This window comes from Pedobacter ginsenosidimutans (assembly GCF_001442625.1).
In the GTDB taxonomy this organism is placed as follows: Bacteria; Bacteroidota; Bacteroidia; order Sphingobacteriales; family Sphingobacteriaceae; genus Pedobacter; species Pedobacter ginsenosidimutans.
The window spans coordinates 126521-140422 of record NZ_LMZQ01000007.1 but is presented as its reverse complement, the minus strand read 5'-3'; the positions used below and the strand labels follow the sequence as shown (position 1 = coordinate 140422).

Below are 13902 nucleotides of genomic sequence, written 5' to 3'. Positions count from 1 at the left end.
AAATTTTGTTGGTAAAGTGGGAGATTCTCCCACATTTTTAAAGCTGTAAATGAGAGTGTTTGGAGAAAAACCCAATAAATGCGGGAAAAATTGGGCCAGCTTAACACTTTTTAATATTTTATTTTAATAGGCTTATTATCAGTTGTTAAGGCTTTTTGTTTTGTGCTGATATACTTATTCTAGGTATATTGCTACACCATAATTGTAACAAAAAGGATGTGGAAAACTTTTTTGTGGTAAAAAGTGGTAAAAAGTGGTAGAACTATTTACTTTTACACTAGATATAAAGTGTAGATACCACTATGACCCAACTTTTAGGAGAATTCGATTGTAAACTTGACGCAAAGGGCCGCCTTATGGTACCTGCTGCGCTTAAGAAACAATTGCCTAATGCCGAGAATGATGGGCTCATTATTAACCGTGGTTTTGAGAAAAACCTGGTGATCTATCCTAAGCAAGTTTGGGATGCCGTTGTTGCCGATCTTGCCAAGCTTAATATTTACGATCAGGAAAACAGGGCCTTTGTACGGGCTTTTACGCGTGGGGCAACCGAGCTTTCGCTTGATGCTGTAGGCCGAGTGCTTTTGCCTAAATCACTGGTAGAGTATGCAGGTATAGGTAGTGACCTTGTGCTGGCCTGTCAGTTAGATCGTATCGAGGTGTGGGACAAAAAAGCATACGAAGATATTTTTGATGATGTTCCGGCCAATTTCGCAAGCCTTGCCCAAAAAGTAATGGGTGATAAGAAAGGAGGGGCAGATGGCGAATAATTACCATGTTCCTGTAATGTTGCAACCTTGCATTGATGGTTTGAATATCAAGCCTGACGGTGTGTATGTAGACGTTACTTTTGGTGGTGGGGGGCATTCGAGAGAGATTTTGAAACATCTTGGACCGAAAGGAAGATTGATCGCGTTCGATCAGGATCCTGATGCTCAGGCGAATATTCCTGCTGACGATCGATTTGTTTTTATCGACCAGAATTTTGGTTTTTTGAAAAATAATCTCCGCTTAAAAGGTTTTAAGCAGGTTGACGGTATTCTGGCTGATCTTGGGGTTTCCTCGCATCAGTTCGATGTGCCACAGCGTGGTTTCTCTATCCGTCATAACGCTGATCTGGATATGCGTATGGATCAGCACCGCGATTTAACCGCTGCCGAAATATTGAATACCTATTCAGAGGATAAGCTACATAAGATATTTGGGATTTATGGAGAGGTGAAGAATGCTAAATCGCTGGCTCGCGCTATTGTGACCTCGCGTTTAGAGCAGCCTTTTGCCGATATCGACAGTTTGAAGTCGGCAATTGCTGGTTATATCCCGAAAGGAAAAGAGAATAAATATCTGGCGCAGGTGTTTCAGGCGCTACGCATAGAGGTGAATGCCGAAATCCAGGTGCTTGAAGATTTTTTGGTGCAGGCTGCTGATGTATTGAAGCCCGGTGGTCATTTAGTAGTGATGTCTTATCATTCTTTGGAAGACAGGCCGGTTAAAAATTTTATGGCGAAGGGTAAATTTCAGGGTGAGGTAGAAAAGGATTTTTTTGGAAATCAGCAAAAGCCATTTAATGTAATTACACGTAAAGCGATAATTGCCACTGATGAGGAGATTGCTCAGAACAATAGGGCCCGCAGTGCGAAACTAAGAATTGCAGAAAAGATATGAACAGGTTTAGGGAAGAGATAGAAGAGGAAGAGATTGGGCCTGAACCAGAGCTAAAAGCTGCGCCCAAAAGGCCAAAAACTGCTGAAGAAAAAATGGATAGCAATTCATTTATCAGCAAGCTTTTTAATGATGGATTAGTAAGTAAAGAGGCGGCAACTGATGCGCTGCCTTATTTGTGTTTTCTGGCCCTTTTGGGAATGATTTACATTGCTAATAGCCACTTTGCGGTAAACAATGTTCGCCGGATTGATAAATTAAATAAAGAAGTAAAAGAATTAAGATGGGAGTATAAATCCCTTAAGGCCGACCTGATGTTCAAGAGTAAACTGACAGAGGTTGCTAAAAAGGTAGATACCCTTGGTATAAAGGAACTGATTGAACCACCAAAAAAAATAATTGTTAAAAGCGATGAATATTAGAGCAAACATCTTGCTTCGTGTATATCTGGCATTTGGCTTAATTGTGCTTTTTGCTTTCGCGGTATTTTTACGCCTCGGTCAGGTACAGTATGTGCAGGGAAAAAAATGGAAAGCTATGGCAGATAGTCTTTCTACACGATATGTAAATGTGGAGGCTACCCGTGGGAATATCTATTCTAACGACGGCAGTTTGCTGGCTACTTCGATACCAGAATACGAACTGCGTATGGATATGTTTGCTGGCGGTATTGCCGATGATAAAGTATTTAACGAGAAGGTAGATTCGCTGGGTTATAAATTAGCTCAGCTCTTTCAGGATAAAACGGCTAAGGAATATGCTAGATATCTGCGTAAGGGCCGTCAAGACAGCTCGCGCTATTTACTGATCCACCGTAAAGTGGGTTATGCTGATCTTAAAACCATCAGGACTTTTCCTTTATATAACATCGGTAAGTTTAGTGGCGGTTTAATTGCTGTTCAGCAGAACAAACGGATTCTTCCTTTCCAGGCTTTGGCTGCCCGTACAATTGGGTATAAAAACGAAAATGTTAAAAACGGGGTGGGTTTAGAGGGCGCCTATAAAGAATATATCAACGGCGAAACGGGAAAAAGATTAATGCAGCGAATTGCCGGCGGGGTTTATATTCCTGTTAATGAAGAAGCTGAGGTGGCTCCGAAAGATGGTGCTGATATTATTTCAACCATCGATATCAATATGCAGGATCTGGCGCAAAGTGCTTTAGAAAAACAGTTGATCAAATCGCAAGCCGATCATGGTGCGGTGATTGTGATGGAAGTGGCCACGGGCGAAATCCGTGCAGTAGCCAATTTCTCTAAAGTAGAAGAAGGAGTGTATAAGGAAAAGTTTAACTATGCCATTGCAGGTAACCAGGATCCGGGTTCAACTTTTAAATTGGCCTCATATATGGCTTTGCTGGAAGATGAACTGGTTGATACCAATACCATGGTTGGAACGGGTACCTATAAAATCCCCGGTCATACAATTAAAGATTCTCACGGAAGTATAGGTGTGGTTACTGTTAAAAAAGCATTTGAACAATCATCAAATGCAGCTATTGCATATCTGATCAACAGTAAATATGGTGCTAACCCTAAAAAGTTTACCGATCATTTATATGATTGGCATTTAAATGAAAAAATGGGTTTGCAGATTCCTGGGGAAGCCATGCCGGCGGTAAAGAATCCAAAAACCAATAAAAGTTGGAACAAAAACATGACCTTACCGCAGATGGCTTATGGTTACGAGATGCAGTTAACGCCGCTTAAAATGTTGTCGTTGTATAATGCAGTGGCTAACAATGGTAAAATGGTAGCGCCAATTTTTGTAAAAGAGATCAGAAGGCTGGGTAATCCGATTGAGCAGTTTAAAGCAAGGGTAATCAACGATAAAATCTGTTCTGATATAACCCTGAGCAAAATCAAAAAAATGCTCGAAGGTGTAGTATTGGAAGGTAGCGGAAAGCAGATTGTTTATAATCCATTATATCCGATTGCAGGTAAAACAGGTACCGCTCAGGTTGCAGATGCAAATAAAGGTTATAAGGCAAATAAGCAGTATCAGGCTTCTTTTGTGGGTTATTTTCCTGCTAATAAGCCAAAATATTCGATGATCGTGGTAATCAACGATCCAAAGGGTGCTTATTACGGAGCATTGGTTTCAGGACCGGTTTTCAGGGAAATCGCCGACCGTATTTATGCCAGCGATATGCAGATGTATAACGATATGCCGACCCGCTTGGTAGGTAATACGGGTAATCCGCCAACAAAAGCAGGACAGAGTAAAGCGACTCAGAAAGTGTATAAGGCATTTGGTTTTAAACCACTTTTTGCTTCAAAATCTGAGTATTACAATATTATAGATACCAGTGCAGGAACAGTTTTTCAGGAAAATAACGAGCGTAAAGGTGTGATGCCAAATGTGGCGGGAATGGGACTGAAAGACGCATTGTATCTTTTGGGGAATGCGGGGCTGAAAACAAAGGTTTCGGGTTCTGGAAAAGTGGTCAGTCAATCCATCATCGCCGGAACAAAGGTGGGTAAAGGATTGGGTGTACAGATAGAGTTGAATTAAGGTAAAAGGTATAGGGTTTAGGTCTTGCTACTTGATACTCACTACTCGATACTAAAAAAATAAAAAAAAATGCAATTACAGGATTTACTTTATGGCGTAACGATTAAAGAATTGGTTGGTAGAACCGATAGGGAAATCAATGCGCTGAATTTCGATTCGCGTAAAGTAAGTAAAGATGATATCTTTTTTGCTGTAGTAGGCACTGTAGCTGATGGACACCAGTTTATTGAGCAGACCATTCAGCAGGGGGCAGGTGTAATTATCTGTGAAAATTTACCAGAGATCAATGATTTTACTGTTACCTACATCAAAGTAGAAAACACTGCTGTGGCTTTGGGGATTGTTGCCGGGAATTATTTTGGAAATCCATCGGCAGATCTGAAACTGATCGGAATTACCGGAACGAACGGAAAAACCACCATTGCTACCATTCTTTTTAAATTATTTAAAGATTTAGGTTACAAAACCGGGCTTTTATCAACGGTAGAGAATTATATCAATGATACGGTAGTGGCGGCAACGCATACCACACCAAATCCGATCGCATTAAATCAGCTCTTAAGAGAAATGGTCGATGCTGGTTGCGATTACTGTTTTATGGAAGTAAGCTCACATGCGGTTTCTCAGCACCGGATTGAAGGTTTAACTTTCTCAGGTGGTGTGTTTTCAAATTTAACGCATGATCATTTAGATTTTCATAAAACTTTTGACGCTTACCTGAAAGCAAAAAAAGCATTTTTTGATGTTCTGCCTAAATCGGCATTTGCACTCACTAATATCGACGATAAAAACGGTGTGGTAATGCTGCAGAATACAAAAGCACATAAAAAAACCTATGCGCTTAAACAATTGGCCGATTTTAAAGCAAAAATTATCGAGAATCAGTTTAGTGGTCTGCATTTAGATATCGATAACGAAGATGTTTACTTCAAGCTTGTAGGCTCTTTTAATGCGTATAACCTACTAGCGGTTTATGGAACTGCAATCTTGTTAGAGCAGGATAAATTAAAGGTACTGACTTTGTTGAGCCGTTTATCAGGCGCTGAAGGAAGATTTGATTACATCACCTCTGCAGATAAGATTATAGGTATTGTAGATTATGCACATACGCCAGATGCTGTTCAAAATGTGCTGAGCACCATCGCCAATATCCGGAAAGGAACCGAACAGGTAATAACGGTGCTGGGCTGTGGCGGGGATAGAGATAAAACCAAACGCCCAATTATGGCCCAGGTAGCATGCGATTGGAGTGATAAGGTGATTCTGACCTCCGACAATCCCAGAACGGAAGATCCGCAGACGATTATCAGCGAAATGGAAGCAGGTGTTTCACCGACCAATAAGCGTAAAACCTTATCCATTTTAGATAGAAAAGAAGCTATAAAAACAGCCTGCCATTTAGCGCAGCCAGGAGACATTATTCTTGTTGCTGGTAAAGGGCATGAGAAATACCAGGAAATTAATGGCGTAAGGAACCATTTTGATGATAAAGAGATTTTACTTGAACAATTAAAACCAATCAGCTAATGTTATATTTATTATTCGAATACCTGCATAAGCATTATGATATACCTGGGTTAAGGTTGTTTCAGTACATCACTTTCCGTGCATCTATCTCTATTATTTTATCATTGGTAATTACCACCGTTTACGGACGTAGGTTGATTGATTACCTGCATAAAAAACAGGTTGGAGAAACAGTGAGAAATTTAGGTTTAGAAGGACAGATGCAAAAACAAGGTACACCAACAATGGGTGGTATCATTATTTTGCTGGGCATTCTTATTCCGACCTTGTTATTTGCCAATATCTCCAATATCTACGTGATTTTAATGATAATCACCACGATCTGGATGGGTGCCGTAGGCTTTTTAGATGATTATATCAAAGTTTTCAAAAAGAATAAAGAAGGTTTGGCGGGTCGTTTTAAAGTCGTTGGCCAGGTTGGCTTAGGCTTAATTGTAGGTTGCACCATGTACTTTCATCCAAATATTGTGGTAAGGGAAACTGTACAGGACGATGTAAAAAGCACTTCTACGGTTCCGATGGTATTACGCCAAAAAGGAGAAACCTTTTATTATACACAAGATGTAAAATCGACTAAAACCAATATGCCTTTTTATAAGAACAATGAGTTCGATTATGCAAAGGTATTGAAGTTTTTGGGTGACGATTACCAGAAATATGCATTTTTTATCTTCCTGATTGTAACGGTATTTATCATTACCGCGGTTTCGAACGGGGCAAACATTACCGATGGGATTGATGGTTTAGCTACTGGAACTTCGGCAGTAATCGGGATCACGCTTGGTATTTTGGCTTATGTATCGGGTAATACCATTATGGCTGATTACCTCAATATTATGTATATCCCAAACTCTGCAGAGCTAATGATTTTTGCAGGAGCATTTGTGGGTTCCTGCGTAGGTTTCCTTTGGTACAACTCTTACCCGGCGCAGATTTTTATGGGCGATACCGGAAGTTTGGCCATTGGGGGAATCATTGCCTCATTTGCCATCATGATCCGCAAGGAGCTTTTGATTCCGATTTTATGTGGGGTATTCCTGGTAGAATTGGTGTCGGTAATTATGCAGGTGTCTTATTTTAAGTATACCAAAAGGAAATTTGGTGAAGGACGCAGGATTTTCCTGATGTCGCCCTTACACCACCATTACCAGAAAAAAGGATACCACGAAGCCAAAATTGTAACCCGCTTCTGGATTATCGGAATCATGCTTGCGATTATGACCATTGTAACATTGAAGTTAAGGTAGAGGGTTAGAAGGTTTAGGGCTTAGCGGTTTAAATGCCGAAAGACTAAAGCTGAAAAGTAAAAGAGAGAATAATAAATAAATTAAAAAATTAAAATGTGATGGTATTAATGTCTTGATACTTGATACTCACCACTTGATACTAAAATAAAAATGAGCACGAATAATAGCACATCAAGCAATACTACGTCAGCGATGACCGGGCATGGCCGTGTGGTTATTCTTGGTGCCGGCGAAAGTGGAGTTGGCGCTGCGAAATTGGCCCAGGCAAAAGGTTTCGATGTTTTTGTTTCCGATTACGGTGTAATTACCGATAAATATAAAGCTGCATTAGAAAAACTTTCCATTCCGTTCGAATCTGAAAAACATAGCGAAGAGTTGATCTTAAACGCTAATGAAGTAATTAAAAGTCCGGGTATTCCACCTACAGCACCAATTATTAAAAAATTGGTAGAAAAACGAATACCGGTGATTTCGGAAATTGAATTTGCAAAAAGATATACCAATGCAAAAACCATCTGCATTACGGGTTCAAACGGTAAGTCGACTACGAGTTTATTAACCTATCACATCCTGAAAAATGCGGGTTTAAACGTGGGCTTAGCTGGTAATATCGGGCAGAGTTTTGCAGCACAGGTGGCTACAGAAGATTACGAATATTACGTGCTGGAAATTTCAAGCTTCATGCTTGATGATATGTTCGCGTTTAAAGCAGATATCGCTGTTTTGCTTAACATCACGCCGGATCATTTAGACCGTTACGATTATAAACTGGAGAATTATGCTGCATCTAAAATGCGGATTGTTCAAAACCAGACAGCAGAAGATGTTTTCATTTATTGTGCAGATGACGAAGAGAGCCTAAAAGCAATCTCGTTGATTAAGCCTGTGGCAAAAGCCTTTCCCTTTTCAATTACTGAAAAAGTAGAATTGGGTGCTTATTTAGAAGAAACTACTATACATATCCTTACAGAACCAAATAACCAACTAACCATGTCTATTTCAGATTTAGCCTTACAGGGCAAGCACAACATTTACAATTCTATGGCCTCAGGCATTGTGTCTAAAGTTTTAGAATTAAGAAATGAGACCATCCGCGAAAGCATGGGCAATTTCAAAAATATTGAGCACAGGTTAGAGCATGTGGCCAAAATTTCGGGGATCGATTTTATCAACGACAGTAAAGCCACCAATGTGAACTCTACCTGGTATGCTTTGGAGAGTATGACCAGTGATGTAGTGCTGATTATGGGCGGTGTTGATAAAGGAAACGATTACAACATGCTTAAAGATCTGGTTAAGAGTAAGGTTAAGGCTATCGTTTGTTTGGGTAAAGACAATAAACGTATCCACGATGCTTTCGAGGATGATGTAGAAGTAATTGTAAATACTTTTTCGGCGGATGAAGCCGCGCAGATTGCTTTCCATTTGGCTAAACGTGGTGATACGGTGTTGTTATCGCCAGCCTGTGCAAGTTTCGATCTGTTCAAAAATTACGAAGACCGCGGTAACCAGTTTAAAGCGGCAGTTAGAGAATTATAATAGGAGGTACAATATATGTTCCAAGCACTACTTAATAAAACAAAAGGCGATAGGTGGATTTGGTTGATCATCATCCTGCTTTCGCTTATATCCGTAATGGCGGTGTATAGTGCAACAGGTACCTTGGCATATAAAAAAGGAGAAGCTGTAGAAAAGCTTTTGCTCACCAAACACTTAATTTTTGTGTTGATGGGCATCGGAATGATCTATATCGCCCACTTGCTCGATTATCGCTACTATGCGGGTATTTCGAAGGTATTGATGATCGTAACCATTCCTTTGTTGTTTTATACGCTAATATTCGGAACTGCTTTAAACGATGCATCTCGGTGGGTTAAAATACCGGTTATCGGATTAACCTTTCAAACTTCCGATTTGGCTAAACTGGCATTGATTACCTTTTTGGCCAGGATGCTAACCAAAAAGCAAGAGAATATTAAAAATGTTAAAGAGTCATTTATACCCATTATGGGCTCTGTTTGTGTGGTGTTTGTTTTAATCGCACTGGCCAACCTATCTACAGCATTAATGCTGTTTGGTGTAAGTATACTGCTGCTAATTATCGGTAGGATCAGTATTAAACAGATCGCGATTGTTTGTGCAGGTGGCTTTGTGCTCCTGCTATTTGTGTTCTTTTTGGGTCCAAGGAGAAAAACATACATGTCGCGTATCAATACGTTTATACATCCTGAAATGCAGCATTCAGATAAAACTTTCCAGGCAGATCAGGCAAAAATTGCCTTGGCTACTGGTGGTGTTTTTGGTAAAGGACCAGGTAATAGTACACAACGCAATTTCCTACCACATCCGTATTCCGATTTTATTTTCGCCATTATTATTGAGGAATGGGGAACTGTGGGAGGAATTGTAATTATGATACTATACCTGGTGCTTTTATACCGATGTATCAAGATCGTAACCCGGGCGCCCAAGGCCTTCGGTGCATTGCTCGCGGCCGGACTGAGTTTCAGCCTGACCATACAGGCCTTTGCAAATATGGCAGTAGCAGTAGGGCTGGGTCCGGTAACTGGGGTTCCGCTTCCATTGGTAAGTATGGGCGGTACATCAATGATCTTTACTAGTGTGGCCTTCGGGATTATACTCAGTGTAAGCCGTGATGTAGAAGAAAATGCAAAACTGACATCGAAAGAAGAAAAAATAAATAATAAAATAATTGTTGGAGAGATTCCAGCGATAGCGTAAGGATTGGTCGTCATTGCAAGGAAGTATGACGAAGCAATCTATTTAAAAAATAATAAAGTAAAAATTTAACCACAGAGGACACGGAGGTTGGCACAGAGATTACAAAGAAATTGTTTATTCAATTGCCCAACCCTAAGTGTGAAACCCGATAGAAAAACCTTGGTGGCCTTAGCGGCTTTGTGGTAAACAAAAAGGATAAATCAGTGCCCTCTGTGAAAACTTTGTGCACTCGGTGGTTAAAAAACAAAATGCTTAGCGTGCTTTGCGAAAAACTCAGCGCTCTTTGCGGTTAAAAATAATAAAAACTCAGTGCCCTCTGTGAAAACTTTGTGCACTCGGTGGTTAAAAAACAAAATGCTTAGTGTGCTTTGCGAAAAACTCAGCGCTCTTTGCGGTTAAATAACAATTAAAATGAATAATTCCCCAAAAATTATCATATCAGGTGGTGGCACCGGCGGGCATATTTTCCCCGCCGTGGCCATAGCCAATGCGCTAAAACGCATGGTGCCAACCTGTGAAATTTTGTTTGTGGGTGCTATAGGTCGCATGGAAATGGAAAAAGTTCCTGCAGCCGGATATAAAATTATAGGATTAAATATTAGTGGGATGCAACGTGGCTCGATTATTAAAAATCTTGCGCTGCCGTTCAAGGTAATCGGCAGTGTGCGCAAAGCCATGCAGATTATCAATGATTTTAAGCCCGATGCCGTAGTAGGTGTTGGAGGTTATGCCTCAGGCCCACTATTGTATGCAGCCTCTTTGAAAGGAATTCCTTACCTCATCCAGGAACAGAATTCTTATGCCGGAATAACCAATAAATGGTTAGGTAAAAAGGCTTCAAAAATCTGTGTTGCCTTTGATGATATGGATCAGTTTTTTCCAGCTGATAGGATTTTAAAAACAGGGAATCCTGTCCGCCAGGAAGTGGTTGATATTAAAGGAAAACATTTTCAGGGTGCCGAACTATTAAAACTCGATCCATTGAAAAAGACCATTATGGTTACTGGTGGAAGTTTAGGCGCAGGTACTTTGAATAAAGCAATTGAAAAACATTTACCCGATATCCTTGCACAAGATGTGCAGGTGATCTGGCAAACAGGTAAATATTACTATAAAGGGATTATTGAAAGGTTGGGTTTGGAATACCACCCCAATGTTCGGATCCTGGAATTTTTGAATAAAATGGACCTCGCTTATGCAGCAGCAGATGTGATTGTGAGCCGGGCAGGAGCTGGAACCATAGCAGAACTATGTTTGATTAAAAAACCTGTCATATTGGTGCCTTCGCCAAATGTAGCAGAAGACCATCAAACTAAAAACGCGATGGCGCTGGTTAAAAATGGAGCTGCAATATTAATTAACGACCGCTCTGCAGAAGATACATTGGTTAAAGAAGCACTGGCGTTATTAAATAACAAAGAACAGAGTGAAAAACTTTCAGAAAATATAGGTGAAATGGCATTGCCAGCAGCAGACGAAATTATAGCGAACGAAGTACTGAAATTGATTAAGTAAAGATATGAGAAACTAGATGTGAGAATGAGATTAGACTATTTGTCTAGTGTCTCAAATCTCCCATCTCAAATCTAATAAAAATGGAACTAAGTAAAATAAATAGGGTTTTCTTTGTAGGTATCGGTGGTATCGGCATGAGTGCGCTTGCCCGTTATTTTGCTAAACGCGGACAGGTAGTTTGTGGTTACGATAAAACCAGGACTAAGCTGACCGAAACCTTAGAGCAGGAAGGAATTCTCATTACCTATCTTGATGAAGCCTCTTCATTGCCTTGTGCATTTTTGGATAATCATGACGATACACTGGTGGTTTATACTCCTGCAATTCCGAAAGATTCGAAAATTTTAAACCATTTTATAAATAAAAGCTTTGCACTTAAAAAACGTTCTGAGGTTTTAGGGATCATCAGTAAAGGAATGTTCTGTATTGCGGTTGCAGGTACGCACGGCAAAACTACAACATCATCTATTGTTGCGCATATTTTAAAAGATACAGGCTACGATTGTACTGCTTTTTTAGGTGGGATAACCAGTAACTATAATAGTAATGTGCTTTTCGGTAAAAACAATGTTGTAGTGGTAGAGGCCGATGAATACGACCGTTCTTTCCTTACGCTGCATCCAGACGTAGCCGTGGTTACTTCGATGGATGCCGACCATTTGGATATTTATGGAGATAAAAGTCACCTCGAAGAATCTTTCCGTTTGTTTGCCGGCCAGCTGAAAGCCGAAGGAGTACTTTATGCACACGAAGGACTGCCGCTTGATAAAAGCATCAGTTATGCGGCAAGTTCAACAGCAACTGCAAAGGCAGAAAATTTAAGGGTAGAAGGATCGAAATTTGTTTTCGATTATACCGATGGCACACAAAGTATCAAAGATATTAGTTTAATGCTGCCCGGTAAGCACAATGTCGAAAATACAACGGTTGCCATTGCCATTGCACTGCAATTGGGTATCGATGCAAATAAGGTGAAACAGGCAGTTGCCAATTTTAAGGGTGTTAAGCGCCGTTTCGAATATATTGTGAACAATGGCAATCAGATCTATATTGATGATTATGCACATCACCCTGAAGAACTGAGGGCTTGTTTTGATGCGGTAAGACAGTTGTATCCAGATAAAAAGCTAACGGTGATTTTTCAGCCACACCTCTTCACACGGACAAGGGATTTTGCAGATGAATTTGCAAAAGTTTTAAGCACGGCTGATGAACTGATGTTGTTGGAGATTTATCCCGCAAGAGAATTGCCGCTTGAAGGGATAAATGCACAGTTTTTATTGGATAAAATCACTTTAGCAGATAAGAAAATATGTGGAAAAGATTTTGTGGTTCAGCATGTTAAGGACACAAAACCTGAATTAATTTTAACAGTAGGCGCGGGAGATATCGACACGATTATCGAACCCCTTAAAAATACTTTAAACAATGCTTAAACGGATAAACTGGAGCGCAATTTTTACTGGCTTTGCCTGGCTGATCGGCCTGGCAGGGGTGGTGGTGCTTTTGAGTTTTATCAATGTGAAGAAACAGACAGTTAAATGTACAGATGTTAAGATCCTGATTCCCGGAGCTGATAATTTTATCGAGCGCGAAGAAATCGATGCCATTTTAAAAGAAGATCAAGGTGTTCTTTTAGGTCGTAATCTCGAGAATATCAATATTCATAAGATCGAGAAAAAACTGCAGTCTAACCCTTACATCGGTTTTGCTAAAGTATATGTTGATATGGATGGGGTACTGCATATTGAAGTAAAACAGCGCCAGCCTATCCTTCGCATATTGAACGAGAACGGGCAGGATTTTTACATTGATAATGATGGACTGAAAATGCCTATTTCATCAAACTTCACTGCCAACGTGCTTGTAGCAACGGGGCATATTACAGAGGTTTTTGGGAGCAGAGTTGATACTTTGCATACACAATTGGCAAGAGATTTATATAAAACTGCGCAGTATATTAAGCAAGATACCCTTTGGGATTCGCAGATCGAACAGATTGTGGTGGATCAGAAAAACGACATCGAACTGATCCCAAGAGTAGGTAATCAACGTATTGTTTTGGGTAATGCCGATTCGCTTGAAAAGAAAATGAAAAACCTGTTGCTGTTCTATAAAAAAGCAATGCCGCAGGTAGGTTGGGATACTTATAAAACCATCAATATTAAATATACCAACCAGATTGTTTGCGAAAAAAGAGATTCGACAGAATTAGGAAAAAAAGCAAAAACAATTTCTGCAGCAGATAGTTTGAGGATACAGCGAAACGTAACCGATTCACTGATCAACAGCACAATTGTTGCGGCGATGGATGACCGGCCAGAGGCAGATGAAGCCGAAAAGGAGACGCCTAAAAGAGAAGCGCCGAAAAAGCCCGAAGCTAAAAAAGTTGAGCCTAAAAAGGTAGAAGTGCCGAAGGTTGAAGCCAAAAAGCCCGAGCCGAAAAAAGCGGAAGTGAAAAAGGAGACCCCTAAAAAAACAGCACCAGCTAAAACAGAAGTAAAAAAGCCAGCGGTTGCGCAGGCCACCAAACCGAAGGAAACAAAGCCAGCGGATAAAAAAGAAAAACCGAAGCAAACGGTAACAACACAGCCAAAGCCGGCAAAATCTGAGGCCCAACTGAAGAAAGAGAAAGAAGCAAGAGAGAAAGAAATCAGGGCCCTGGAAAAACAGTATAAAACTCAGCAAAATTAAC

The 13902-nt window shown here is 40.3% G+C and carries 11 protein-coding genes; all 11 read left to right on the top strand.

The window, feature by feature from the left end:
* Window positions 1–302: 302 nt before the first annotated feature.
* The 11 genes from mraZ (at window position 303) to ASU31_RS12435 (ending at window position 13901) form a co-directional block, all read left to right on the top strand.
* Window positions 303–770 carry a division/cell wall cluster transcriptional repressor MraZ gene (mraZ, locus tag ASU31_RS12485; RefSeq protein ID WP_057932630.1) on the top strand — a complete coding sequence of 156 codons (468 nt, stop codon included), beginning with the start codon at window positions 303–305 and terminating at the stop codon, window positions 768–770.
* Entirely contained in the window at window positions 760–1665 is a 906-nt protein-coding gene (gene rsmH / locus ASU31_RS12480; protein ID WP_057932629.1) for a 16S rRNA (cytosine(1402)-N(4))-methyltransferase RsmH, read from the top strand. Before mraZ ends, rsmH begins: the two co-directional genes overlap by 11 nt.
* Window positions 1662–2084, top strand: coding sequence for an FtsL-like putative cell division protein (locus ASU31_RS12475; RefSeq protein ID WP_057932628.1), 423 nt, complete (start codon window positions 1662–1664; stop codon window positions 2082–2084). The genes rsmH and ASU31_RS12475 overlap by 4 nt, the downstream gene beginning before the upstream one ends.
* Window positions 2074–4176 carry a penicillin-binding protein gene (locus ASU31_RS12470; RefSeq protein ID WP_057932627.1) on the top strand — a complete coding sequence of 701 codons (2103 nt, stop codon included), beginning with the start codon at window positions 2074–2076 and terminating at the stop codon, window positions 4174–4176. The genes ASU31_RS12475 and ASU31_RS12470 overlap by 11 nt, the downstream gene beginning before the upstream one ends.
* 69 nt (window positions 4177–4245) lie before the next feature.
* Window positions 4246–5703, top strand: a complete 1458-nt coding sequence (locus ASU31_RS12465) for a UDP-N-acetylmuramoyl-L-alanyl-D-glutamate--2,6-diaminopimelate ligase (RefSeq protein ID WP_057932626.1) — start codon at window positions 4246–4248, stop codon at window positions 5701–5703.
* Window positions 5703–6950 carry a phospho-N-acetylmuramoyl-pentapeptide-transferase gene (gene mraY, locus ASU31_RS12460; protein ID WP_057932625.1) on the top strand — a complete coding sequence of 416 codons (1248 nt, stop codon included), beginning with the start codon at window positions 5703–5705 and terminating at the stop codon, window positions 6948–6950. The genes ASU31_RS12465 and mraY overlap by 1 nt, the downstream gene beginning before the upstream one ends.
* 150 nt (window positions 6951–7100) lie before the next feature.
* Window positions 7101–8489 (top strand): UDP-N-acetylmuramoyl-L-alanine--D-glutamate ligase, encoded by a 1389-nt coding sequence (gene murD, locus ASU31_RS12455; protein WP_057932624.1) that lies wholly within the window; start codon window positions 7101–7103, stop codon window positions 8487–8489.
* A 15-nt stretch (window positions 8490–8504) separates the two neighbouring features.
* Window positions 8505–9692, top strand: a complete 1188-nt coding sequence (locus ASU31_RS12450; protein ID WP_057932623.1) for an FtsW/RodA/SpoVE family cell cycle protein — start codon at window positions 8505–8507, stop codon at window positions 9690–9692.
* 411 nt (window positions 9693–10103) lie between these two features.
* Entirely contained in the window at window positions 10104–11207 is a 1104-nt protein-coding gene (murG, locus tag ASU31_RS12445; RefSeq protein WP_057932622.1) for an undecaprenyldiphospho-muramoylpentapeptide beta-N-acetylglucosaminyltransferase, read from the top strand.
* Window positions 11208–11287: 80 nt separating this feature from the next.
* Window positions 11288–12643: a UDP-N-acetylmuramate--L-alanine ligase gene (gene murC, locus ASU31_RS12440; protein ID WP_057932621.1), complete on the top strand. Its 1356-nt coding sequence runs from the start codon at window positions 11288–11290 to the stop codon at window positions 12641–12643.
* The gene (locus ASU31_RS12435) at window positions 12636–13901 is read left to right on the top strand and encodes a hypothetical protein (RefSeq protein ID WP_057932620.1); all 1266 of its coding nucleotides are present in this window, start codon (window positions 12636–12638) and stop codon (window positions 13899–13901) included. Before murC ends, ASU31_RS12435 begins: the two co-directional genes overlap by 8 nt.
* Window position 13902 lies beyond the last annotated feature (1 nt).